The organism is Paraburkholderia solisilvae, from assembly GCF_902859875.1.
GTDB classification, from domain to species: domain Bacteria; phylum Pseudomonadota; class Gammaproteobacteria; order Burkholderiales; family Burkholderiaceae; genus Paraburkholderia; species Paraburkholderia solisilvae.
In genome coordinates this window covers 1-24,811 of the sequence record NZ_CADIKF010000026.1, presented here as the reverse complement: position 1 = coordinate 24,811, position 24,811 = coordinate 1, and the positions used below count along the sequence as shown (strand labels likewise).

21 protein-coding genes and 1 pseudogene are annotated in these 24,811 nt (G+C 64.0%); 11 read left to right on the top strand and 11 right to left on the bottom strand.

Annotated elements, in window-relative coordinates:
* Positions 1–42: 42 nt before the first annotated feature.
* The 3 genes from HV675_RS17120 to HV675_RS32960 all read left to right on the top strand — a co-directional run bounded on the left by HV675_RS17120 (position 43) and on the right by HV675_RS32960 (position 1,624).
* Complete coding sequence (locus tag HV675_RS17120; protein WP_175112121.1) at positions 43–315, top strand: DUF4148 domain-containing protein; 273 nt, start codon at positions 43–45, stop codon at positions 313–315.
* 456 nt (positions 316–771) lie between these two features.
* Entirely contained in the window at positions 772–1,371 is a 600-nt protein-coding gene (locus HV675_RS17115; RefSeq protein WP_246270345.1) for an FUSC family protein, read from the top strand.
* 160 nt (positions 1,372–1,531) lie between these two features.
* Complete coding sequence (locus HV675_RS32960; protein WP_175112120.1) at positions 1,532–1,624, top strand: hypothetical protein; 93 nt, start codon at positions 1,532–1,534, stop codon at positions 1,622–1,624.
* Positions 1,625–1,729: 105 nt separating this feature from the next.
* Here the strand turns inward: HV675_RS32960 and HV675_RS17105 are convergent, their stop codons facing one another.
* Complete coding sequence (locus HV675_RS17105; protein WP_175112119.1) at positions 1,730–4,468, bottom strand: MGH1-like glycoside hydrolase domain-containing protein; 2,739 nt, start codon at positions 4,466–4,468, stop codon at positions 1,730–1,732.
* 512 nt (positions 4,469–4,980) lie between these two features.
* Here HV675_RS17105 and HV675_RS17100 point away from each other — a divergent pair.
* From HV675_RS17100 to HV675_RS17075, 7 genes and pseudogenes are all read left to right on the top strand, one after another.
* The gene (locus HV675_RS17100) at positions 4,981–5,127 is read left to right on the top strand and encodes a DUF3563 family protein (protein ID WP_175112118.1); all 147 of its coding nucleotides are present in this window, start codon (positions 4,981–4,983) and stop codon (positions 5,125–5,127) included.
* A 248-nt stretch (positions 5,128–5,375) separates the two neighbouring features.
* Positions 5,376–6,122 (top strand): carbonic anhydrase family protein, encoded by a 747-nt coding sequence (locus HV675_RS17095; protein WP_175112117.1) that lies wholly within the window; start codon positions 5,376–5,378, stop codon positions 6,120–6,122.
* A 253-nt stretch (positions 6,123–6,375) separates the two neighbouring features.
* Positions 6,376–7,203 (top strand): annotated as a pseudogene (locus HV675_RS33045) (DUF3348 family protein); the annotation flags it as partial.
* A gap of 159 nt (positions 7,204–7,362) precedes the next feature.
* A complete protein-coding gene (locus HV675_RS33040) occupies positions 7,363–7,536 on the top strand; it encodes a DUF3348 family protein (protein WP_465263641.1) in 174 nt (57 codons plus the stop codon).
* A gap of 24 nt (positions 7,537–7,560) precedes the next feature.
* Positions 7,561–9,672, top strand: coding sequence for a DUF802 domain-containing protein (locus HV675_RS17085; protein WP_175112115.1), 2,112 nt, complete (start codon positions 7,561–7,563; stop codon positions 9,670–9,672).
* Entirely contained in the window at positions 9,669–10,316 is a 648-nt protein-coding gene (locus HV675_RS17080; protein ID WP_175112114.1) for an OmpA family protein, read from the top strand. Before HV675_RS17085 ends, HV675_RS17080 begins: the two co-directional genes overlap by 4 nt.
* Positions 10,317–10,322: 6 nt before the next feature.
* Positions 10,323–11,003: a DUF2894 domain-containing protein gene (locus HV675_RS17075; protein ID WP_175112113.1), complete on the top strand. Its 681-nt coding sequence runs from the start codon at positions 10,323–10,325 to the stop codon at positions 11,001–11,003.
* 107 nt (positions 11,004–11,110) lie between these two features.
* Here the strand turns inward: HV675_RS17075 and HV675_RS17070 are convergent, their stop codons facing one another.
* The 6 genes from HV675_RS17070 to HV675_RS17045 all read right to left on the bottom strand — a co-directional run bounded on the left by HV675_RS17070 (position 11,111) and on the right by HV675_RS17045 (position 19,574).
* Entirely contained in the window at positions 11,111–11,986 is an 876-nt protein-coding gene (locus HV675_RS17070; RefSeq protein ID WP_175112112.1) for a lipid A biosynthesis lauroyl acyltransferase, read from the bottom strand.
* Between the two features lie 439 nt (positions 11,987–12,425).
* Positions 12,426–13,442, bottom strand: coding sequence for an alpha/beta fold hydrolase (locus tag HV675_RS17065; protein WP_175112111.1), 1,017 nt, complete (start codon positions 13,440–13,442; stop codon positions 12,426–12,428).
* A 13-nt stretch (positions 13,443–13,455) separates the two neighbouring features.
* Complete coding sequence (locus tag HV675_RS32765) at positions 13,456–15,162, bottom strand: amino acid ABC transporter permease/ATP-binding protein (protein ID WP_175112110.1); 1,707 nt, start codon at positions 15,160–15,162, stop codon at positions 13,456–13,458.
* A gap of 58 nt (positions 15,163–15,220) precedes the next feature.
* Positions 15,221–16,078 carry an ABC transporter substrate-binding protein gene (locus HV675_RS17055; protein WP_175112109.1) on the bottom strand — a complete coding sequence of 286 codons (858 nt, stop codon included), beginning with the start codon at positions 16,076–16,078 and terminating at the stop codon, positions 15,221–15,223.
* Positions 16,079–16,147: 69 nt separating this feature from the next.
* A complete protein-coding gene (locus HV675_RS17050) occupies positions 16,148–17,050 on the bottom strand; it encodes a polysaccharide deacetylase family protein (protein ID WP_175112108.1) in 903 nt (300 codons plus the stop codon).
* Between the two features lie 133 nt (positions 17,051–17,183).
* The gene (locus tag HV675_RS17045; protein WP_175112107.1) at positions 17,184–19,574 is read right to left on the bottom strand and encodes an acetamidase/formamidase family protein; all 2,391 of its coding nucleotides are present in this window, start codon (positions 19,572–19,574) and stop codon (positions 17,184–17,186) included.
* 715 nt (positions 19,575–20,289) lie between these two features.
* On the opposite strand from HV675_RS17045, the gene HV675_RS17040 reads away from it, so the two are divergent.
* Positions 20,290–20,649, top strand: coding sequence for a hypothetical protein (locus HV675_RS17040; protein WP_175112106.1), 360 nt, complete (start codon positions 20,290–20,292; stop codon positions 20,647–20,649).
* 83 nt (positions 20,650–20,732) lie between these two features.
* Here the strand turns inward: HV675_RS17040 and HV675_RS17035 are convergent, their stop codons facing one another.
* The 4 genes from HV675_RS17035 to HV675_RS17020 form a co-directional block, all read right to left on the bottom strand.
* Positions 20,733–22,124 carry a sensor histidine kinase gene (locus HV675_RS17035; RefSeq protein ID WP_175112105.1) on the bottom strand — a complete coding sequence of 464 codons (1,392 nt, stop codon included), beginning with the start codon at positions 22,122–22,124 and terminating at the stop codon, positions 20,733–20,735.
* A complete protein-coding gene (locus HV675_RS17030; protein ID WP_175112104.1) occupies positions 22,111–22,818 on the bottom strand; it encodes a response regulator transcription factor in 708 nt (235 codons plus the stop codon). Before HV675_RS17030 ends, HV675_RS17035 begins: the two co-directional genes overlap by 14 nt.
* Before the next feature lie 7 nt (positions 22,819–22,825).
* A complete protein-coding gene (locus HV675_RS17025; protein WP_175112103.1) occupies positions 22,826–24,409 on the bottom strand; it encodes an alkaline phosphatase family protein in 1,584 nt (527 codons plus the stop codon).
* Positions 24,406–24,811: energy transducer TonB (locus tag HV675_RS17020; protein ID WP_217478150.1), on the bottom strand; the 406-nt coding region annotated here is incomplete at its 5' end. The genes HV675_RS17025 and HV675_RS17020, both read right to left, overlap by 4 nt.

Here is a 24,811-nt window from a genome sequence, read left to right as displayed (position 1 = left end):
GTGGATGTGACTGATCGGGATTCCCGAATAGGAGGCTTCAGAATGAATGCGTGTTTCAGCGCGTTAGTCGCCGCGTGTCTCGCCATGGGCGCAGCCTTGCCGTCGTATGCGCACGCGGAGGATCTCTCCGCCGGCGCACCGTTTACGTCGAGCCAGAACACACCAACCACGCAGCCGCCGGCGAACCAGTCCGGCAACTGGCAGCCCGATGCAACGAGCAGCGAGACACGGGCGCAGGTTTATCAGGATCTGGTGCATGCGCAACAGGACGGCCAGATCAGCTATCTCGATCGCACGGTCTACGCGCACCACTAGATCAGGATATCGAAGCAAATCAACACCCATACAGCGCGACGCATGGCATTCGCCGGTCGTGCATTCAAGGACGTGCATTGAAATGAAACGATGCATCATATGCATAACATTGCGGACGGCTTTCTACGCTGCGGCAGCGATGGCCCTGGCTAGTTGCGCCAGTCTGCATGGACAGCCGAATGGCCCTGGGGACTGTGTCGGGCCGCCTGGCTTTTGCGTTCCGTACTTCGGTGCGAACACGATTATTCCGGACGCGAAGCCGGCGGTCGTTTATGCGCGTCTCGATCTCCGATCGGATAAGGCCGCTGCTGCCGCTAAGGCCCACTGGAGTTGATACGCACCGGGAATGTTCTCTGAACGTCAGGGCAGAGCGCCGATCCGTTGCCGCATAATGAAGTGCAGGCGCTTGCGCAATCATCCGGCATCAGCGCCGCACCGCGCATCCGGAAGCCGCCTATGACCGACGACAAGAACGCAACGATGACCGATATCAGCGAAACACGCCATGAGGCGCGAGCCCGGGCCGCCGACGTGCTGGTCGGCCTGCTGAAAAACCAGCCGTTTCGCGAGCGCGTCGCCGAGGGGTGCCTCGTGGCGCTGCAAGCGGTATGTGGCGCGTGTCTCGCGTACGGTGTCGCGATCGCGCTGCATACACAACAGGCGTTCTGGGCCGCGATCACCGCGATTGCCGTCACGCAGCATACGTACGCGGATACCCGCAACCTGTCGCGCGACCAGTTTATCGGCGCGATGGCGGGGGGCGTGTTCGGCTTCGTCGGCGCATCGCTTGGCGCGGGCACACATGAGCTGCTCGGCTATGCGACGACGGTTGCCGCGGTGATTATCGCGTGCTGGTGCGTGAACGTCGGCAGCGCGGCGCGCCTCGGCGCGATCACCGCGACGATCGTGCTGCTCGTGCCGATGCAAGGGCCGCTGTGGGACGTGCCGCTGTTCAGGCTCGTGCAGGTGATCATCGGCACGCTGTCCACGCTGTTTGTCAGTTGGCTTTTCGCGCAAGTCCAGCATCGCGTCCGGCTGCGCGGTCGGCAACGCTAGTGTTTGCATCGGGCGTCCCTGTCAGTGCAAACGGTCACTCAGTCGCCTGGACCGAACAGATTCTGCGCGTAAATGCCGAGTCCACGCGTGACGCTGGCGAGCCGATCGCCGAAGACCGAACGCGCATTCGGAAAGCTGGCGGCGATCGCGTCCGGAAGAAGTGGCGAGCCTCGTCGGCTTTCTCTGCAGCGACAACGCGCGCTATCTGACAGGTCAGGTGATGCACGCGAACGGCGGCGCGTTTCTTGGCTGACCCGTCATCGTCGTCGCTCGTGTCGTGCTATGTCGCGGCGTTCCGTTCGAGGCCGGCGCCAGTGAGATGAGATCCAGCCGGGCGCCAGACGACAACCCGCCTTCGTCACCTGCCATCCATCTGTACTTCGTCCATGTGCCCGGCGACGGCGGCCATCACACGCCAGCGGTCGCTCGCCAGCACGTCTTGCGCGTCGATGCGTCCGAACAGATCCAGCAGCGGCGCAACGAGACCCGACCAGCCGGTCTGGTGACTGGCGCCGAGCCCGGCGCCGTTATCGCCGTGGAAGTACTCGTAGAACAGGATCAGGTCACGCCAGTGCGGATCGTCCTGGAACTTGCCGGTCCCGCCGTAGACGGGGCGCTTGCCATCCGCATCGCGCAGGAATGTACCCGTCAGCCGGCGGACGATTTCCTGCGCGACCTCGAACAGCGTCATATGCGGCCCCGACCCGGTCGGGCACTGCACCTTGAATTCATCGCCGAAAAAACCGTAGAGATTCATCAGCGCCCTGACAATCAGCAGATTGACCGGCATCCACACCGGACCGCGCCAGTTGGAGTTTCCACCGAACATCCCGGTATTCGATTCAGCGGGCAGATACTGCACCTTATATTCCTGCCCGCCGACCTGGATCACGTACGGATGGTCGAGGTGATAGCGCGACAGCGAACGGATGCCGTGCGGTCCGAGGAATTCGTTCTCATCGAGCAGGTAGCCGAGTACGCGCTCGAGTTTGCGGCGGTTGAGGATCGACAGCAGCCTGCGTTCGCGATGGCCGATAAAGCCGTCGTCGGTCGGCGCCACATGGGCGAGCAGCTCAGGGTAACGCTTGCGGAATTGCGCGATCATCGCGATCAGTTTCGGACAGCGCGACAGAGGATCGGCTTCGAAAACCGTCGACGCGCACAGCGGCAGCAAGCCTACCATCGACCTCACCTTCAGGCGCATGGTCTGGCCGTCGGGCAGGCGCAGCAGATCATAGAAAAATCCGTCCTGGTCGTCCCACATCTCGTCCGGATGATGGCCGCGCCGGTCCATCGCGTACGCAATCCACATGAAGTGCTGGACGAACTTGAACGCGATCTCCTCGTACATCGGGTCGTACTCGGTCAGGATGATGGCCATCTCCAGCATGGTCTGGCAATAAAACGCCATCCACGCGGTGCCGTCCGCCTGCTCGAGCGATCCACCGGTCGGAAGCTGCGCGCTGCGATCGAATATCCCGATGTTGTCCAGCCCCAGAAAGCCGCCCGCGAAGACGTTGCGGCCCGATGGGTCCTTGCGGTTCACCCACCAGTTGAAATTGAGCATCAACCCGTGAAACGAGCGCTCGAGAAAACGCGGGTCCGCGCGCCCCAGCGCTTTCTCATACTTGTAGAGCCAAAGCGTGGCGGCCGCATGCACGGGCGGATTGACGTCGCTGAAGTTCCACTCGTAAGCGGGGATCTGGCCGCTCGGATGGAGGTACAGCGTGCGCAGCATCAGCAGCAACTGCTCCTTGGCGAAATCGAAATCGACAAGCGCCAGCGCGATCGTATGAAAGGCCAGGTCCCAGGCCGCGTACCACGGGTACTCCCACTTGTCCGGCATCGAGATCACGTCGGCATTGAGCATGTGGAACCACTCGGCATTACGCACATCGCGCCGCGCGGCTTCGAGCAACGGATGACTGCGGTGCTCGCGCAGCCACCATTCGAGATCGAAGTAGTAGTACTGCTTGCCCCACAACATGCCGGCCAAAGCCTGACGGTGCACGCGCCGCTGGTCTTCGGTCAGCGTCTTGGGAGCAATGCGTTCGTAGAACGCGTTCGCATCCGCGATGCGGCTGTTGAAGGTTTGGTCGAAATCGTCGAAGGCACGGTGGCCTTGCTCGACTGCGGTCAGGCGTAACCGGAGGGTCGCGCTGCCGCCGCCGGGTACGTCGCACACGTAATGCGCTGCGGCCTTGGTTCCGCTCCGCGCGGGGTTCACCGCGTCGCGCTGCCCCGCAATGACGTACGCATGAAATGCGTCCTTCACATAGGGCGAAGCATTCGGTTGATTCCACAGACGCTGTGCATTGCTTTCGTTTTCCGTGAAGAGCAGTTCCGTTGCGCCGTCGCAGTAAAGCCAGTACTCGCCTAACTCAGGATGCGTCGCACGAATGACATCTTGAGCCGCCTCGCATAGCGACGGCCTGCGGTCATCGTGGCCCCACGACCAGGTATTGCGAAACCACAGCGTGGGCAGGACCCGCAGTTGTGCCGCTTCGCGCGCGCGATTGTGGATGGAAACGCGCACGAAGATGTCTTCCGGACTCGCCTTCGCGTATTCGACGAACACGTCGAAATACCGGTCGTCATCGAAAACGCCGGTATCGAGCAGTTCGTACTCGAGTTCTTCCCGCGATCGTTGCCGGTTGATTTCGACCAGATCCCGGTATGGAAACGCCTGCTGCGGATACTTGTACAGATACTTCATGTACGAGTGCGTGGGCGTGCTGTCGACGTAGAAGTAATACTCCTTCACGTCCTCGCCATGATTGCCCTCGCTATTGGTCAGGCCGAACAGCCGTTCCTTCAGGATTGCGTCGCGCCCGTTCCAGAGTGCGAGCGCGAAGCACAACTGCTGCTGGTCGTCGCATAGTCCGCCGAGCCCGTCCTCGCCCCACCGGTAGGCGCGCGAGCGGGAATGGTCATGGGTGAAGTAGTTCCAGGCGTCGCCGTTTTCGCTGTAGTCCTCGCGGACCGTTCCCCACTGTCGTTCGCTGAGGTACGGCCCCCACTTCTTCCACGGAATTTGCGCGGTACGCGCGTCGTTCAGGCGTTTTTGTTCGGCGACATCGACGATAACAGGACACATGCTTGCCTCCGTAACGGCGCATGGACTCGGATACGGCGAATTGAGGAACGTCCCGTGGATACTTTGACAATGTAGGAGGCGGCACGTAGCAAGGCAACACGATGATGAGCACCGCGCGTCGCGAAGGTCGAGCGAACTGTCTGTTGTTTCCGTATCGCGGCGGACGATGCGCTCGCTACGACAGAACAAACGGATCGCGCGGTCGCGCGACGGTCGGACGGCGCGACGCAATGCGGAATACGTGTCGGGCGCGGCCCGACTTTCGCTCGGCACTGCGTCGGGCAGACGGCAACACTGCTCCGCTCCAGACCCGTCGCCGACCGCTGAAACGCCCGCTGGACAAGGCTTGTCGCGATATGGCACAGACTCTGCGTCAGAAGTCGCTCCCAGCCGTCGCACGACCCGCCATCGATCGCCCCGGATGCACTGCACCGGATGCACGCCTGGAACCCATGTATCGCGCCCCGTTCGGGCCGATATGCCATCGACCAGACCGCTGACCGGAGCACGTCATGTTGATCCTGTTTATCTATCTGTATCCGCTGATGAGAAAGGCGCTTGACCGTGCGGAACACAGCCGTCGTGACGCATACCTCGCGTCCGCTGGCGACATGGGCGAGCTCGAACGGCGCATGCATATGGCGGAGATCGACCGCTGAGGCGATCAAGCCACGCGCGATGCATTGCAATGGCACAGCGGCGTAGCGCACAGCCATCGTGATTTCCGCGAGCGCGTGTTCCGTGCGTCCTTATCACCGAACACAGACGCGCGCGTATCTTGCGCCTCGCATCATCGACATGACGTTACGTATCGTTCACGTGATGGACCAAAGGTCAATGTTCAAATCGCTGGATGCCGAATAAGCTGGATCGTGCAGGAGTCCGTGTTGACTCCAGGGAGCGCGCGATGGGCACGATCAGGCATTGCTGCAGGATGGAGCATCCGACGGAAAGCGGACGCCGCAAGTGGCTAAAAGCAGCGGGCGGTACCGTGATGTTCGTTGCGGGAATCGGGTTCGATGCAGCCGTCGCCGAAGCGGCGGCGCTCACGAAGGCGAAGCGCGATGCGCTCACCCCCGACGAGGTCATCGCGATGATGAAAAAAGGAAACGAGCGTTTCCGCACGGGGCAGATGCAAACGCGCGACTTTCTCGCGCAGAAGCGGGCGAGCGCGACGGGCCAGTACCCCGCGGCCGTTATTCTCAGTTGCATCGATTCACGCGCTCCCGCGGAGATCATCCTGGACATGGGCATCGGCGACACATTCAATGCGCGCGTCGCCGGCAATGTCGCCAATCCGGACATACTCGGCAGCCTCGAGTTTGCGTGCGCGGTGGCTGGCGCGAAAGTGGTGCTGGTGATGGGCCATACCGCGTGCGGTGCGATCAAGGGCGCCATCGACAATGTGCAACTGGGCAACCTGACGGGGCTGCTCGACAAGATCAAACCGGCGGTCGAGGCGACCGACTACAGCGGAGATCGGAGCAGCAAGAATGCCGCCTTTGTTGACGCTGTTGCACGGTCCAATGTTCAGCAAACGGTAGCGGCGGTGCGCAGCGGCAGCCCGATTCTGCTTGATCTCGAAAGCAAAGGGCAGATCAGGATAGTCGGCGCGATGTACGAGCTGAACGGCGGCGCGGTGAAATTTCTGTGAGGTGAGCCGGTAGAGGTCGGCCGCCACGACAGATACAGGGCATGTGCCGGGTGACTTACGATTTTGCGGGTTGTCCAGACCGGACCGGGCTTGCCCAGCTTGCTCGACTGACTCGATATCCGGCCGGGTCTCGCTGTGCTTCTGGAAGTATCGACGCGTGAGGCGTTCGAAAGGCGCTCGAATGCATTCTTTCTTCGTGTCCCGCTCGATGCCGTCGCCGATCGCCCGGTTTGCGGCCGTCGCCGTGTAAACTATGCGGTTTTTGCGCGAGGAAACCGTGCAGCTTCCGCAGCGCACGCCATACAGCGGCGCGTCGCTGGTCCGCGTACTGGCGCGCATCACGCAGACCAGCGTGGCCGCTTCCGATGTCTCGTTGCCGGACCGTCTGAGCCAGTGGCTCGGCTGGACGGACGCGATCGCGTTGTCCAGCGCGCTCGACGCCGTTGCGCCTGCGCCCGCCGCCGGTGCGGTGCCGACGACGCTCGCGACTGCTGCAGCCGCCACTGCTACGCCGACGACGCTCGCCACTGCCACTGCGGCTACTGCGGTGTCGACGACGCCCGCCGCTGCCACCGCTGCAGCTGCTGTGCCGACAACGCTCGCCACCACCGCTACCGCTGCGCCGACGATGCGCGGCGACGCGACTGCGGCCACGCTCGAGGCGGCGCTGTGCGCGCGCACGCGCGCCACGCTGACCGATGCGATCAATAGCTGGCGGTATGGCGGCGCACCGGCGGGCAGACGCGGTGGCGCGACGCGCCTGCGCGTCGAAGCACGCGTCGAAGCGGACGCCGCAATTGCCGCCACCGTAGACTTCGCGCTGTTCCGTCAGCGCTACCAGGCGTTGCAGCAGTCGATGGAAACCGCCATTGGCGAACTGCGCGGCCGTCTGCGGGCGACGCTTGCTACGCGCGGCGAGCGTCACGCACGCCTCGCGCTCGTCGACGCGACGATGGAGCGCGCGCTCGATGCCCGCGAGCGCAGTGTGCTTGCGTCCGTGCCGACGCTGCTCGAAGCGCACTTCACACGACTGCGCGATACGGCGCTCGCGGCAGCGGCGACGCAAACGGAAGCGGCGACGCAAACGGAAGCGGCGACGCAAACGGAAGCGGCGACGCAAACGGAAGCGGCGACGCAAACGGAAGCGGCAGCGCAAACGGAAGCGGCAGCGCAAACGGCAGCGGCAGCGCAAAAGGAAGCACCAGCGCAAGCAACAGCATCAGCGCAACAGAAAGCGCAAATACAAGCCGTCCCCCCCGCCCCCCCGCCTCGCAATGACCAACCCGTCGCCGCGCCGTCCGCCGACACCTGGCTCGACGCGTTCCGCACAGACATGCACGCCGTGCTGCTCGCGGAACTCGACGTTCGTTTTCAACCGGTCGAAGGGCTGCTCGCGGCCCTTCGCGCCAGCTAACTACCGGGACACCCACGCAGCACCATGTCCAGATACCGAATCCATCTTGCCGTCTTTGTGTTGGGCCTTGCCGCCGTGCTATGGGTCGCCATCAGTTATGCAACGACCAATCCGCTCGCGCTCGTCGTCGCGTTGCTGATCGGCGCGTGCTATGTCACGGGCGCGGTCGAGCTGTACCGCTATCAGCAGGCCACCGACACGCTGATCGTCGCCGTCGATACGCTGAACGCGCCGCCGCCGCAGCTCGGCGCATGGCTCGACAGACTGCATCCGAGCCTGCGCGGCGCAGTGCGGCTGCGCGTCGAAGGTGAGCGTGCGGGCCTGCCGGGTCCGTCGCTCACGCCGTATCTGGTCGGCCTGCTGGTGCTGCTCGGCATGCTCGGCACACTGCTCGGCATGGCCGCGACGTTGCGCGGCACCGGCGCCGCGCTCGACGCCGCCACCGATCTGCAGGCCGTGCGCGATTCGCTTGCCGCGCCGGTGCGCGGCCTCGGCTTCGCGTTCGGCACATCGATCGCGGGCGTCGCCACCTCCGCGATGCTCGGCCTGCTGTCCGCCCTGTGCCGCCGCGAGCGCATCAAGGCCGCGCAGCAACTCGACGCGAAGACCGCGACGGTGTTGCGCGTCTTTTCGCTCGCGCATCAACGCGAGGAAACCTTCCGGCTGATGCAGCGCCAGGCCGAGTCGTTGCCCGCGCTGATCGATGGCCTGCGCACATTGATGGGCGCGCTGGAACACCACAGCGCAACCGCGAGCGAGCGGCAACTGGCGAACCAGCAGGCGTTTCACGCGAAGACCGAGCTCACGTACGCGCGGCTCGCGAACTCGGTCGAGCAGTCGTTGCGGCAGAGTGTCGGCGAACATGCGCGCGCGGTCGGCGCGGCGATCCAGCCCGTCGTCGAGACGACGCTCGCGAGCCTCGCGCACGACACGACCGCGCTGCACGAGCGCGTCGCGCAATCCGCGCAACAGCAGATGAACGGCCTGTCGCGCGGCTTCGCGTCGACCGCGGAACAGGTCGCGAGCACGTGGAGCGGCGCGCTCGACGCGCAGCGCGCATCGAACGACGCGCTCGCTGAACGCATGAGCGCGACGCTCGATCGCTTTGCCGCAAGCGCCGACACACGCGCATCGAAGCTGCTCGACGACGTCGCCGCACAACTCGTGGCATCGGCGGCGCAACTTTCAGAGACATGGACCGGCGCACTGGCGCAGCACGCGCAGACACACGACGCACTCGCCGCGCGTCACGAAGCGGCGCTGACGACGGCCGCCGCGAACTTCGAGGCCGCGACGACGGCCGCGGCGGCAAGCATCGAGTCGCGCGCGGCGTCGCTGGTCGAGCGTGTCGATGCTTCGCATGCCGCCTTGCAGACGGGTCTTGCCGCCGCCGACGACCAACGCCTCGCCGCGTGGGCCGCGACGCTCGAACAGACCGCGTCGGCGCTGTCGCGCGAATGGGCCGAGACCGGCGCGCAACACGCCGCGCGCCAGCAGCAGATCTGCGACACGCTGGCCGATACCGCCCGCCAGATCGCCGAGCGCGCGCAGGCCGAAGCGCGCGGCACGATCGACGCGATCGGACGCCTCGTGACGGCGGCGTCGGAAGCGCCGAAGGCCGCCGCCGAGGTGATCGCGGAGTTGCGCAACAGCCTGTCCGAAAGCATGGTTCGCGACACCGCGATGCTCGAGGAACGCACGCGTCTGCTGCAAACGCTGGAGACGCTGCTCGATGCGGTCAATCTCGCGTCGACCGAACAGCGCGCGGCCATCGACGGACTGGTGTCGACCTCGGCCACGCTGCTCGAGCGCGTCGGCGAGCAGTTCTCCGGCAAGGTCGAAACCGAGACCCGCAAGCTCGATACCGCCGCCGCGCAGGTGGCGGTCAGCGCGATCGATATGGCGAGCATGGGCGACGCGTTCGGCGCGGCCGTCGCGTCGTTCGGCGAATCGAACGGCAAGCTGATCACGCATCTGGAGCGCATCGAGCGCGCGCTCGACCAGTCGCTCACGCGTAGCGACGACCAGCTCGCGTATTACGTCGCGCAGGCGCGCGAGGTGATCGACCTGAGCGTGATGTCGCAGAAGCAGATCATGGAAGACCTGCAGCATCTGGCCGGAGCGCGCGCGTCATGAGCGACGACATCGATGTCGGCGTCGAGCCGGGTGCGCCGATCTGGGCCGCGTTCGGCGATCTGATGTCGGTGCTGGTCGGCGCATTCGTGCTGATTCTCGTGAGCGTGATCGGCGTGCAATTCGAACTGTCGAGCCGGCTGGAGAAGGAAGTGCAGCAGCGCAAGGCCGAGGCGCAGCGGCGTCAGGCGCTCGAGCAGGCGCTCGCCGCGCCGCTCGCGGCCGGACGCGTGACGCTCGTGAACGGACGCATCGGCATCAGCGGCAATGTGCTGTTCGCGGCGAACTCGGACCAGTTGCAGCCGCAGGGGCGCGAGTTGCTCAAGTCGCTGGCGGGGCCGCTCGCCGCGTATCTGCGCGTGAACGACCAGGTCCTGATGGTGAGCGGTTTCGCCGACGACCAGCAGGTGCGCGCGGGCAACCGGCGTTTCGCGGATAACTGGGAACTGTCGGCGCAGCGCGCGCTGACGGTGACGCGCGCCTTTATCGACGAAGGCGTGCCGGCGCCGTCGGTATTCGCGGCGGCGTTCGGCTCCGAGCAGCCGGTGAGTTCGAACGCGGACCCGGAAGGGCGCGCGAAGAACCGGCGCGTCGAGATCGCGCCGGTGCCGCGCCTCGCAGCGGGCAACGGCGGCAAGCATGAGTGACGTGCGATGAGCGACGTGCGCGACACGCAGCCCGTTCTTCCTTCCGCAGTGGACGATCCCGCATGCGGTGATGCGCGCGCGACGCTCGAAGCGTGGCGCGAAGCCGGAGCGGATCGCCTCGATCCGCTGCGCTTTGCGGCAATCGACGCGCTGGCGCGGCGCATCACGACGCTTCAGTCAGATGGCGAATTGCGTCGCCTGCTCGACGCGCGGCTCGCGGCGTCGATCAGCGCGTATCACGGCGAAATCGAACGCAAGCGCAATGCGGATGCGATCGAAGCACCGGCGCCGCAACCGGGCGACGCGCAGCGCGACACGTCGCTCGCGGCTTTGGCCGCATCGCTGAAACAGCGCCCCGACCGCGCGCAGACGCTCGCCGACCTCCTTCAGTATTTCGATGCGGTGTGGTCGAAGTTGAGCGCGGGGCGGCAGTTGCGCCAGTCGCTGGCGCAGGTGCCGGGCAACGCGGGGCCGTTGAATTCGAGCCGCCTTGTGCATCGCGCGCTGTCGCTGATGAACGACCTGTCGCCCGAGTACCTGCAGCATTTTCTGTCGTATGTGGAAACGCTGTCGGCGCTCGGCGAGCCCGGTGGCGGAGCGCAGGCGCCGGGCGTGGAAAGCGTGCCGCGTGGAAAAAACGTGAAAGGCGCGAAGCAGGCGGTCAGGCGCAAGCCGAAGGCTGGCTGAACACACCACTGCCGCGTGTGCATGCGTCCGTCCGTCGTCGACCAGGCGGCCGTTCGATGCCCATCGGCAAACGCATGCCTGCCATGCTCAGTGACGACGCGCGCCGCTCAATACACCGATGCAATACCCGGTGGCCGGTGTTTGAACCGTCGATGCACCCAGTAATACTGCTCGGGAAACTTGACGACCTGTTCCTCGAGGAACGCATTCATACGGCGTGCGTCGACCACATCGCTGCCCGATGGGAAATCCGCGAGCGGTTCGAAAATCGTCAACTTGTAGCCCTGGTAATCGGGGAGTACCTCAGTCACGAAGGGAACCACCCGCGCGCGTCCCAGTCGGGCGAGACGCGACACGGCCGTGAGCGTGCAGGCGGGAACGCCGAAGAAGGGCACAAAAACCGAGTTGTCCACGCCCTGATCCATATCCGCCGCGAGCATGACGGGCTTGCCGGAGCGCAGCAATTCCACGACCTTTCTGGCACTGGTCGCGCGCTCGATCATCTCCGCGCCGAATCGGCCACGTTGCCGTTTCGCCAGATCGCATAGGCCTGTGCTCGACATTCGCGTGTACAGCGAGGCGACGGGGAAGCGCGTCGAGTAGAGCATGCAGCCGACCTCGATGCCGACAAAGTGAAAACCCATAAAGATGGTGGGCGGCGCATGATCGTCATCGAGATCGATTTTGCTGTCGATCTGGACGATATCGCGGATCGACCGCGCACTGCCGAACCACTGAATGCCTCGCTCGAGATAGCTGCGCACGACATGGCTGAAGTGCGCTCTCGCGAGCTTCTCATGTTCGCTGCTGCTCTTGCTCGGGAAGCAAAGGCGCAAGTTGACGAGGACGATATGCTTGCGGCGGCTCGGAAGCGCATACAACCCGGTGCCGACAACCATCCCCAGCCGAGCCACGAATTTGTAAGGAAGCACGGAAAGCGTGCGGAGCAACGCCACAATGAGCGCAAGGCTGAGGCGTTTCAAGGATGGTCCCCTGAGGGTGCTTATGTTTGGAAAGGGAGGTCAACGCGCCAGCCGGGCGACCTCTCTGCTTGTCACAGCCTGATGGGACGGTCTCCCTCAGGCGATTGATCGCTATTGATCGCGGACCTCGCGGACCATACAGCTTAGGCGTACTTTCCGGGTTACCGCGACGATTTGCGAAGTTACCGGATGTGACAGACGGCTCAGATACGACGGCGCCACCACGATAGGCTCAATGAAGAACCACAACCGGAGAACTGCAACCGGAGAACCGCAACCGCCGGATCGCGGAGCGCGCACGTCTGTAGCGGGTGGCGACTACCGGTCACCACCTCGACGTGGCACACAAGCCTTCTTGCCGTGGCAATGGGGCTCGATGCAAGACGATGCGCAGTCCTGGCCGAAGTGGTCGATAAGCGGCCAGTCGCGAAACAATACACTACATAGCGAGAATTTCCCTCACTGCCGCATCGATAAATTTGGCGTCGACAGGATTGGCTGAAGGTCCGCCCGCAAAATGCCCCCAGACCGATTCGATAGGCCGCAGCTGTGCGTGAGGCATTTTCGACACTTCGTACTCGCTATCTTCCGGCGGAAAATAGAGGTCGGTGCGTCCGGGCATCACAATGGCCTTCGCGGTGATACTGCCGAGGGCCCGATCGAAATCCCCTTCATAGAGCGAATTCGCGGAAATATCGCCGTTCTGCCAGCTCCACATCATCGACAGGATATTGTTCGCGTCCTTCTTCAGGAAGTCGCCTTCCCAGAAGTGGACAATAAAGTCCTCGAGCGAGCCATACCCCATCGCTTCGATGTCGAGCCGTTGACGCAGAAACGCCTGCGAAAACCCCCAGCCGGCGAACACACGGGCAGCGGCGCGCATGCCGCGCGTCGGCGGTGCATCGTAGAAGCCGTTCTTGAAGTCCGGGTCCAACAGCAAGGGCGCCTTGAGCCCTTCGATAAACGTGAAGTTGTGCCGCGAGCATCGCGCTGCCCCGCAAGCCGGCACAATGCGCTGCACCATCTCCGGATACATCGCGGCCCAATGGAACGTCTGCATCGCACCCATCGACCAGCCGACGACGAGCCTGAGCGACTCGATGCCGAACTTCTCGGTCACGAGGCGATGCTGCATCGCGACGTTGTCGTAGAGCGTCACATGCGGAAAACGGCCGCGATCATAAGGCTGCGGATGGTTGCTCGGCGAACTCGATACCCCATTGCCGAACATATTCGGCACGATGATGAAGTACTCGCGCGGATCGAGGCCCATGTGATCGCCGATCAGCCATTCATTGTCGACATGGCTGCCGCTATAGAAGGTCGGGTAGACAATCGCATTGTCGCGCGCCGCATTCAGCCGGCCGTACGTCTTGTAGCTGAGCAGCATGTCAGGCAGCGTCGCGCCGGATTGCAGTACGACGCGGCCAAGATTGAAAGTTTCGAAGTCCGTCATATAAGCCTCATGGTCAACTGGCGACGACATTGAGAAATTTTCGGGTGCGCTCGTGAGTCGGGTTGTCGATGACCTGCTGCGGCGTTCCTTGCTCGATCACCTCGCCGCCGTCCATAAAGACGACGCGATCGGCAACATCGCGGGCAAAGCGGATTTCATGCGTGACCACGACCATCGTCATGCCGGCATCGGCCAGCCCGCGCATCACGCCCAGCACTTCACCGACGAGTTCCGGGTCGAGCGCTGAAGTCGGTTCGTCGAACAGCATCAACTTCGGTTTGATCGCGAGTGCGCGGGCAATCGCCACGCGCTGCTGCTGGCCGCCGGATAACCGGTGCGGCAAGAAGTCCGCATGTGCGGCGAGACCCACGCTCTTCAGCAAGTCGCGTCCGAGTGCTTCCGCCTCGGCGCGCGGCACGTCATACACCTGCCGCTGCGCTTCAACGATGTTCTCCAGTGCGCTCAGATGACTGAAGAGATTGAAATGCTGGAACACCATGCCCACGCGTGCTTCGGCGCGTGCACGCGCGAGGTTGTGTACGGGCCGCACCGTGCCGCCGCCGCCTGGCACTTCGCGATAACCGACATACTGCGAATCGACCTTGATGGTTCCCCAGTCGAGCGGTTCGAGATGGTTGATAAGCTTGAGCAGCGTGCTCTTGCCGGAGCCGCTCGGGCCCAGGATGACGACCACTTCGCCATGCGCGATCGACAGGTCCACGCCGCGCAAGATCTCGCGTTTCGCATACGATTTCCAGACATTCCTGCATGCGACAAACGGTTCATCGGCGCGGCGCGGCGTGCGGCTGTCGGCGGGCAGCAGCGTACCGATCCAGGCGTGATCGTTCGCTTCCGTCTCCTGAGCCGCGACCGGCAAAGCGATCGGCGCTTCCACCGGCTTCGCATCACGCGTCGAGACGCGCAGTCCGAACCACGAGAATGCGATCTTGCGGTCGCGCTCGTGATCGAACATGCGTTCGAGCCACACCTGAAGCACGGAGATCCCGCTCGTCAGAAACAGATAAATCACCGCCGCCGCGCCGAACACGGTAAAGAACTTGAAGTTCTGCCCGACGATCTGCTGCGAACGAAACGTCAATTCGTTGACGAAGATCACGGACGCGATCGACGTCAGCTTCAACATGCCGATGGTGTCGTTGGCGAGACCCGGGATGATCGCGCGCATCGATTGCGGCAGGATAATGCGGCGCAGCGTCAGCAACGGTCCCATGCCGAGCGCGGCGGCCGCGGTCGATTGCGAACGGTTCACCGACAATATTCCGGCACGGAACAACTCGGCACTGAACGCCGCCTCGTTCAATGCAAAGCCGATCACCGCGGTCGTGAATTCATCGAAACGCAGACCGATCAGCGGCAGCGCGTCGAAGATAAACACGAGTTGCAGCAGTTGCGGTGTGCCGCGCACGAACCAGATATACCCCCACGCCGCCGAGCTCAAGGCCTTGAACCGCGACAGCCGCATCAGCGCCAGTCCGAGTCCGAGCGCGAGGCCGATCGCCATCGCGATCAACGTGATCTTCACCGCGAGCCACGCGCCGCCGAGCAGAAAAGGCGAGCCGACATAACCGGCCAGTTCCTTGAAACCGTCGAGCACCTGAACGCCATCGAGACCGGCGGCCATCGCCGGCTGCTGCAGCGCGAGCATGGCCAGCACGCCGAGCGCGCCGGCGAAGCTGTGTTTGATACGCAATGCCTTCATTTCCGAACCTGATTCCTGACGCTACCGGCGCACGACGTCGTGTGCCGCGCAGGCATCGTTATTGAGTGAGCAGCGTGGTCGGCGTCTCCAGCGACGGATCGACACCGTAGCGCTGGAAGGTCTTCTTCTGCGTCTGGTTGGCCTGCATGATCTTGAGTCCGTCGGATACGGCGGCGATCATGTCGGCGTTGCCTTTCTTCACGCCCACGCCGATCTTCATGCCGCTCGTCACCTTGAAGCCGCGCATATAAAGCTGCGGGTTCTGTTTCGCGAGGCCGTCGACGAGCGCGAGGTCGTACATCATCACGTCGGCGCGATGGCTGGCGACAAGGCGCGCGCCGGATGCGATATCGGCCGACGTCATGATCGTCACGTCAGGCTTGTGCTCCGCTTTGCATTTGGCGGCCTGCGCTTGCGCCATCGTCAGCTCGGTGGTGCCGATGCCCGCCGTGACCGTGAGGCCGCACAGCCTGGAGATGTCGTCGATCTTCTTAGGGTTGCCCGCTGCCACCAGGCCACCAGTGCCGGCCTGCATATACGTGACGAAAGTGGTCTCCTTCGCGCGTTCCGGTGTGTAGTACAGCAAGTCCCACATCACGTCGATCTGGCCGGCGCGCAGTGCGGGCAGCAAGCCGGGCCAGCCGGCCGTGAAGAATTCCGTTTTCACGCCGGCGCAATCGAACACGGCGCGCGCCATGTCGGCATCGGCGCCGATGATCGTGTTGAAATCCTTGCTGTCGCGAAACGCGTATGGCGGCGACTCCGGGTCCACGCCGATCTTGATGGTCTTGCCCGCCAGCGACGGATATTTCTGCGCGACCTTGGACGGTTCGCACGATTGCGCCGACGCGCCTTGTGCGAGGAGGAGCCCGGTGACTGCGCATAACAGCAGTCTGATTGCCTTTGAGATGAACATCGCGAATCCTTCGAAGTTGAACGAGATGAAAGCGGAAGAGGCGGGGCGGCGAAGCGGGAAAGATGCGTACTAACGGCCGAGGAAGTCCATGTGGCTTGCGATTGAACCGGGCGTGGTGATGCAGATGCGGCCCTCGTTGCGCGCGCGGGCGATATGCTCGAGCGCCCGGCGCAAATGACACAGGCGATGCGGCTGTCCCATCAGATACGCATGCAGCGCAATGCCCATCACCAGCGGCGCTCGCGCGGATTGCCGCAGCATTTCCTCGAAGTGGTCGATCACCAGATCGGCGAACGACTTTGCGTCCATCTGACGCGCGAGAATCATCGGGATATCGTTGACCTCCTCCGGATACGGAATCGCCCATAGCGGTTGACCGTTGCGCGTATGCATGCGCGTGGGCTGATCGTCGTGACACCAGTTGAGCGTGTACTGGTAACCCGCTTCGGCCACCAGATCGCTCGTGACATGACTCTCGGAGAGCCACGGCGATAACCAGCCCGCGGGCTGCTGCGCGCTCTCCGCCGCGATCCGTTCGCGGCATGCGACGATCAGCGCGCGTTCGTCGTCTTCAGTCAGCGTGCCTTGCCGTTCCGAATTCGTATGGCCGTGCGCGACGAGTTCATCGCCGCGCTGGGCGAACGCCGCGACCAGTTCGGGGCAGTGATCGTAAAGGGCCGTGTTGATGATGGCCGCGGTCGGCAGCGCGAGTTCATCGAAGAGATCGAGACAGCGCCACGCGCCCACGCGCAGTGCGTACTCGCGCCACGCGTGATTGAGCACGTCGGGTTCGGGCATCACCGGGCCGATCGTCGGCCCCAGTCCTTCGCCGAATGAAAAGTGCTCGATGTTGAAGCCGATATAGACCGCTAGCCGCGAACCGTCAGGCCAGCGATAAACCGGGCGGTCGTTGATCGGCGAATAGTGAAAGCGCCCGTGGCCGGGCACCGCGCGATAAGCGGGAGAATCCATGGTCCGGTGAGTCCTGTCGAGTGGCGCATGCGCCTGAGTTCACGTCAGAACCATGGTAGGAAAGCCAAAATAGCGGCATCGCGCTTGCAGCGAACAAACTCTTGTCCGCATGCGCATTGAATTCCGGCATGCGCTACATCGCGTTCTTGAAGAGCGCCTTGCGAATGATCGCGTGCACGCCCCAGTTGCCATCCACCACCTGCGTCACCCCGAAGTCGACCGCGACTGAGATCAGCGAGATCGCTTCATCTTCGGAAAGGCCCTGGGTGGTCATCAGAAAGCGTCGTGTTTTGATGAACGCATCGCGCATCGCGAGATCGAGCGTCGATTTCTCGTACACGGCGCTTTGCGCATTGGTGCCGAACTCGGCCAGATAGTTGGGATAACTGAAGCCATGAAGCACCCATTCGTCGGCTGTTTCGACCAAAGGATAGGTGAGGTCTGAAAACACCTGCTTGCCAAGCGTCTCTTTCTTGTGAAGCACCAGTTTGAAGTCGCCGGTGAGCGAACATTCGATCGCGGTGCCGCACAATTCCGAGTCTCCTTGCGATGCGTGCGGGTCGCCGATCGACAGCAGCGCGCCGGGCACCCCAACGGGCAGAAACACGCTCGCGCCGCGCGTGACGCGCCAGTTGTCGAGATTGCCGCCGAAGGTCGACGGCGGAATCGAATCGATCAGCCCCTCTTGCTGAGGCGCGACCGAGATCACGCCAAAATGCGGACGCACGGGAATCTGCACATTCTTCAGCACGTCGTGATTCTCGACGATCGTCGAATGATCCACCGGCACGCCGGGGTAGTCGATGGTCGGATGCATCACGCCGAAGGGATCGCGCTGAGGTGTCCAGCGAAAGTTATAGACGGCGCGTGCGCAGGCCGTCTCGCCCGAGGGGGCGTCGGCGTCCAGTTCGTAGATGGTGACCACTTCGCGCGGCTTCGGCTCGGTCAGCAACTCGCGATAGTGAAAGCCCCACCATGCAGCGGCATTGCTGCCGAACGCGCGGCCGGCGAATTTTGGATTCGCGCAACGGCGCGGGTGAATATCGAGGATGCGCACTTCCAGCACGTCGCCCGGCTGCGCGCCGCGCACGGCGATCGGCCCGGTGCAGATATGCACGCCGAAGCCTTCTCCCGCGCCGCGTCCGTAGATGGACGCGTCCATGGGACCCGCGCCGCGGCGGTTGACATTCTTGCGGTCGGCGCTCCAGTGGAACACGCTTTCGGCGCCGGGATCGCCCTGCACCATGCGCTCCCAGTCATCCGCCGCGTGTTGTGTCAGCGTTTCGATCGTCACCGTGTCGCCGCTATTCACTTCGAGCACGGGCTTGAGATCGTGGCTGAAGTAGCCCCAGTGAATCGTGTTGGCCGTGGCGCGCAACAGATGATGACGCGGCTTGCCGGACTCGCGCGGCGGGGGCGTCGAAGGCGCTGCGGGCGGCTCAGGCGGCTCCGTCGAGCAGGCGTCGTCGGCCACTTCGTGCACCGCCCCCTGGGTGGCGAGCTGTGCATGCGCGAGCAGACTCCCGGCATTGACGGGCAAGCCGCGCGAAATTCGCTGCACGAGATGACGCGCCAATTCGAGGCCCGCTTCATGCCGGAACGTGCGCGGCGACGCGCCGTATTGCTCGCGAAATGCACGGCTGAAATACGCGGAGTCGTTGAAACCCCAGCGAAAGCAGACATCGGCAATCGACACTCTTTCATACAGCGGATTGACGAGGTCCGCGCGGCAGCGCTCCAGCCGGCGTGAGCGCAAGTACGTCGAGAAATTCTGTCCGACCGCCTCAAACAGCTTCTGCAGATAGCGCGGCGAGACGCGCTCTTCTTTGGCGATGGAAGTCAGCCCGAGATCGGGGTTGGCGAGATTGCCTTCGATGGTCCGGCAGACGCGCGAAAAGAGCGCGGCCTGCGAGGGCGTGAGGCCGCTGAAGCCGCCTTCCTTGTCGTGACCGGCAAGGCTCGCGACGAGAAATTCCGCGAGCGCGAGTTCGAGGGGACGCAGCTCGTCGAGTGACAACGTCTCCACGCTTTCGGCAATCGAGCACAGGAAGCCGGAGAACACGTGACCGATTCCAGCCTCGCCCGACAAGCGTCCGGCACGCAGCGAGAACGGCGTAAGAAGCCGTGCGTTGATGGCGGAGCGGGGTACCCGGATCGCGAACGCGCGGAAGTCGGATGTGAACGACAGGCACGCTTGCTCTCGCGACGACGCGTAAACAATATCGCCGATAGCAATCCGTTCGCGCACGCCGTCGGCGTCGAGCGTGGCGCCGCCGTCCAGATGCAGCACGATGACGAGACTGTCGGCGCCGTCGACCTTGAGTTCGATGGTCTGCGTGAACGCGGCCAGCGCGATCAGCTCGAAGCCGTTGCTCGACTTGCGCGACTTGATCGTTCCATGCAAATGACGCGCGGCCGCCTGAGGCACGCTGCAGCGCAGGCCGAGCCGTTCGAGCGTCTCGTTCCATGCGCGCAGACGATCCACTTCGGCGTACGACTCGGTGGTGAAACGCTGTAAGTCCAACCTGAGCTCCCGGACCCTGACGAACGTCAGTCCGCTGATGCAAAAGCAATGTCCGCGCCATCGAGGAAAGCGTAGTTAGCGCTGCCATACGGTGCTAAAACGGTGCGCGGACGCACCGCTACGGCGCTGAAATCGCCGGCGCGTAAGCGCACCGTTGTAGCGCACGCGCACACCTTGCACGCGAAGCTTTTTCTTTTAAAGCAGGGTGGCAACGCTGAACATATGCATCCTCCTGTTTGCAAAACGCAAAAGGGGATCTCAGTCCATGTTTAAAAGACCAATTGACGCGACGGGCGTGAACGGCCACTTTACGGGCTTCCGGCGGCGCGGCGCGCGTCAATGGCTTCACTTTGCATGCATCTATCTTTCGCTTAGATAACCGAAAGATTTTTCCCTTTGGATAATCGCTGTGCCTTAAGCATCGCCTAAGGACACATACAACAAAATCGTCTCTGCTTATCCGTGCCCGGTGCGCGGCAGAAATATCGGAACGGCGATACGAAACCCGTTTTCGAGCCTATCGGTGCGACATATCCGGGATCTACGCGAGCGGTTTTCAGATCAACTTGGGCTAGCCGATTTTCAGATTGCTACCGCGGCACCGTCGCGTCTGAACAGATCGCGTTGAGATAACAGTTCGGTAATGTGCCGGTCACGCACAGGTAAGCAATGCGCCTGCAGCATGGGCTCATTCACCGATGAACGATGAGGCATTATGGAAGTTCACAGGTCAATCGCATTGCGTGCCCGGCTGGTGCTGTTCTCCATGTCGATGGTGTTGGCAATCTTCTTTTGCTTTGGAACGGACTGGTTAGCCGGGTTGGCGGACGAGCGGGCGCCACGATGGATCTTGCAGTGCGCGACGCTGACGATGGCCGCTGCGCTGATTGCGGTGGCGCAACGGTATGCGCGCCGCGCGTTCGAGTCCGCTACGGTTGCCAGAAAGGTTCAGGTACTTTGGCAGGCTTCCGAAAGCGCAGCGATCGCGAAGGATTGCCCGCGTGCATGGCTGGTGCAACTTCATCTGGAATTGCAGGGTCTGCGCTGCGACGAAGTCTTTACACCGGAGATATGACGATACGGGCGCCAGCACATAGGTGAGAGCGACGGGCGCATGGTGCCGCTGCACCATGCGCCCTTTTCATATCCGTATAGAGTTCAGCCGGCCTTCGCGTCCCGCTGAATCTGCTCCGCCGCCGCGAAGCGCAGCACTATCTTGCAGCCGGGGCGATTGTCGTGAATATCGATCGACGCATCGTGCACGCGCGCGATCGCGGCGACGAGGCTCAGGCCGAGTCCATGACCCGGCGTCGCGCAGGTGGCGGCGCATCCGCTCCGATAGAAGGGCCGCAGCACGGCTTTGCGTTCCGCGGGATCGATACCCGGCCCGTTGTCGGCGACGTGCAGCACCGGGCAGGCCCCGTCGAAGCCAACGCCGAGCGCGACCCAGCCGCCGCCCGGCGTGAATTTCAGCGCATTGTCGAGCAGGTTTTCGATCGCGCCGAACAGCAGGTCGGAGTCGCCGGTCACCTCGACTCGCAGCGGTGCGTCCACCGTCAGCGTCAGCCCGCGATGTTCGGCAAGCGGCTCGTACAGTTCGGCGACGTCGCGCAGCACGGCGTCGAGCGCGATCCTGCCGAAGCTGGCGCGGCGGCTGCCGGATTCGATCTCCGCAATACGCAGCAACGCGGTGAAGCGGCCCAGCACGACATCCGATTGACCGATCGCGGCATCGATGGCCTGAGCATACGCATCGGTTGAATTCGCGCGGCGTTGCGCGCGTTCGAGCCCGGCGCGCAGATGCGTCATCGGTGTGCGCAGATCGTGCGCGATACCGGCGCAGACGCCGCGCACTTCGTCGACGAGGCGCTCGATTTCATCGAGCATCGTGTTGACGATGCCGGCGAGCCGGTCGAGGTCGTCGTTCGTGCCGCGCGTCGGCAGGCGCCGGTTCAGCTTGCCCGCCATAATCTCGCGACCGGTTTCGCTGATCGCGCGGATGCGGCGGTTCGACATCGCGTTCAGCGCGGCGCCGCATGCGATAGCCAGCAGGATGGCCAGCGTCACGCCGGCGCACAGCGTCTTCACCAGCGTGCCGTCGAAGTCGAGTATTTCATCGATCGAATGCCCGACGATAATCTTCAGGCCGCTCGTGGTCGGAATGATGACGCCGCGATAGTGGGCCAGCACATTCGCATGGTCTTCGCGAACCCTCTGCGTGTAATTGAACGGCGTGCGGTCCGGCTCGTCGGGCAGCACCGGCACGTTGCCCGCGAGCCATCTGCCGGACGCATCGAACAGGCCGTACGGGCGGCTTGTCGCGATGTCGCGGCGGGTCAGCGCCGCAATGGTCGCGATCGCATCCGCGCGGCCGATCTGATGAAACTCCGCATACTCGCCGCGCAACCGTTCGTCGACCTCGTGAAACAGATAGCCGCGCGTCAGCCAGTAAAGCAGCCCGAACAGCGCGATCGCCGTGCACACGAAGACCGCCAGCAGCGCGCCGATGCTGCGCAAATGAGTCGGCGATACGCGCCTAGGCGGACGCATGGATGATGTAGCCCGCGTTGCGCACCGTCACGATCAGCGCCGAGGTGCGGCCATTGAGGCTGATTTTGCGTCGCAGGTTGCTGATATGCATGTCGATCACATTCGTTTGCGCGTTGAAGTGGTAGTTCCAGACCGCTTCGAGCAGCATTGCCCGCGTCACGACCTGGCCGACGTGCCGCATCATGAATTCGAGCAGCTTGTATTCGCGCGGCTTGAGTTCGACCGCGTGGCCCGCGCGGCGCACGTCGCCGGTGGCCGGATCGAGCGTCAGGTCATCGATGCGCATGACCGCGGAGCCGTTGCCGTTCAGCGAACGGCGCCGCAGCAACGCTTTCAGGCGCGCGTTCAACTCGAGCGCATCGAACGGCTTCACCACGTAGTCGTCGCCGCCGGCGCGCAGCCCGCGCACGCGCTCGTCGACCGCGTCGAGCGCGCTCAGGATCAGCACGGGCGTCTGTTTGCCGATATTGCGCAGCGTCGACAGGATCGACAAGCCGTCGATATCGGGCAGCATGCGGTCGAGCACCACCGCATCGAATTCGCCGTTGGTCGCGCGCAGCAGGCCTTCGAAGCCAGTCGGCACGCACTCGACCTCGAAGCCGAAGTCCTCGAGGGCGGCGCTGACTTCGATCCTCGCGCACCGGTCGTCTTCGACGACCAGCACGCGAGGCTTGCTGGCGGACGCACCGTGCATCAGCACTTCACCTCGCGGAAGACGGCGTGGCCGACAGGTTCGACAACTGCGCGGACGAGCCGGCGTCGGCCCGTTGCCGGGGCGGCCACCAGTGCGTATCCGGCAACGGCGGCGTGCCTTCCTGCGCAACCGCCTGCAGCGTGTCGGGCGGCAGGCCGAGCGCGCTGAGAATGGTCGGCGCCACCTGGGTCGTCGACACCGGCCAGGTCACCTGGCGGCCGATGCCGGCCAGCCGCGGGTTCGCGACGAGCAACGCCACGTGCACGTCGTCGTCATGGAAGCCGCCGTGTTCGGTGAGCTTGCCGTCGCGCGGCGGCGTGAAAATCACGCCTTCGCGCGACACGATCACGATGTCCGGTGTGCGGCTGTCGCCGGACGGCGCGGGAAAGCGCAGCGCGAGCCGCTCGCCGCTCAGCACGTCCGCAATGCCGAGCGCTTTCGCATGCGCACGCAGCGCGTCGGTGACGGCGGCGGTCGCCGACGCGTCGTGCAGCCAGACGAGCGCGCCGTAGTCGGTCGTCAGTTGCGCGAGCGCACCCGGCGCCGCGGCGTCGATCACCTGCGCAAGGCGGCTTTCGTCGATCTTGACGAGCCGCGTGCCGTCGATCGGACCGTTGCCGTGTTTTGCCGTCACGATGACGAGCGTGTCGTCGCGCAAGTGACGGCGCTCGAGTTCCGCGACGAAACCGCCGAGCAGCCGGTCGACGCTGCCGATCGCCTTGTCGACGCCGGGCGTCAGCGCGCCGTCGGCGTCGCGATAGCCGTACAGCTTCTGCGCGACGTTGACCGCCTGCAGGTTCAGGCCGAACACGTTCGGCACCGCCGCATGCGCGGCGCCGTCGTGCGTGAGCCCGTCGATTTCGTTGACGATCGCGTGCGCTTTCATTGCATCGTAGTCTTCGGTGTGCGCAAGCGACCCGGTGATCTGATCGGTGGCCGCGTGATTGACGCCTTCGTAGTTCGCGCCGATCTCCGGCAGGAACAGGTCGTCGACGCCATGGCCGGACGGTCCTTCGACCAGTTCGTAAGTCGGATGCTTGTCGATCCACGCAGTGTAGCCGCCTGCGTCGTGCACTGCTTCGAACACGGTATTGACGCGCAGATACGCATGCGGATAAACCGGCGCGCAGCCGTGCCGCGGGTCGCGCGGCAGCTTCAGCGGGTCGATCAGGTCATGGCCGTGCCCATCGTCGAGGTCGAGCGATTCGTCATAACGCACCCGCGTGCCGCTGTGGCTGCAATCGCTGCCCGGCGCGGCAAGCGCGCGGTCGTACGAGTCGTCGTAGTAGACGCCGGTTGCGGCCGGCGTGCCGCCGGTCACGAGCGCGAGGAGGCCCGGAAACGAATCGGCCGGCACGACGCCGCGCGCGTTGGTGTAGTCGATGCCCTGTGCAGCGAGATGCGCGAGCGTGCTCGCCGGGTGCGCGGCGATAAAGCGGACCATGTCGCCGGCATGCAGCCCGTCGACACTCACCAGCAGCACGTGATGCACCGGCGCATCGGCGGGTAACGACGGGGCGGCCGTCGCGGAAAGCGTGCACATCGCGGACAGCCCGAGTGCCGCGACCAAAGCGGAAAAAATCGGTTTCATTCGTGATCGTTCAGATTGAAGTTGACCCACAGTTGTTCAGAGAGTGTCTTGCCGGCAAACGCCGGTTCGGGCTTCGGACAGTTCGCGTCGCGCACCGCCGCGAGTGCCGCGCGGTCGAGTACGCCCACGCCGCTCGAGATCACCACGGACACGTCGGAGACCGCGCCGTCGCGATAGCGGAAGGCGACCCGCGTGCGGCCTGACATACCCGCCATGCGTGCGGCTTCCGGGTAGCGCAGCGCGGCCTCGATCGCGGCGCGCAACGCGCCTTCGAAACTCGGTGAGGGTCCGGCCGGCGCCGCCGTCGCGGCAGGTGGCGGAGGCGGCGCCGCGGTCGGTGGGGTTGATGGCTGCGGCTCAGCGGGGGCGGGCAGCGGAGCCGGCATTGACACCGGCGGCGTG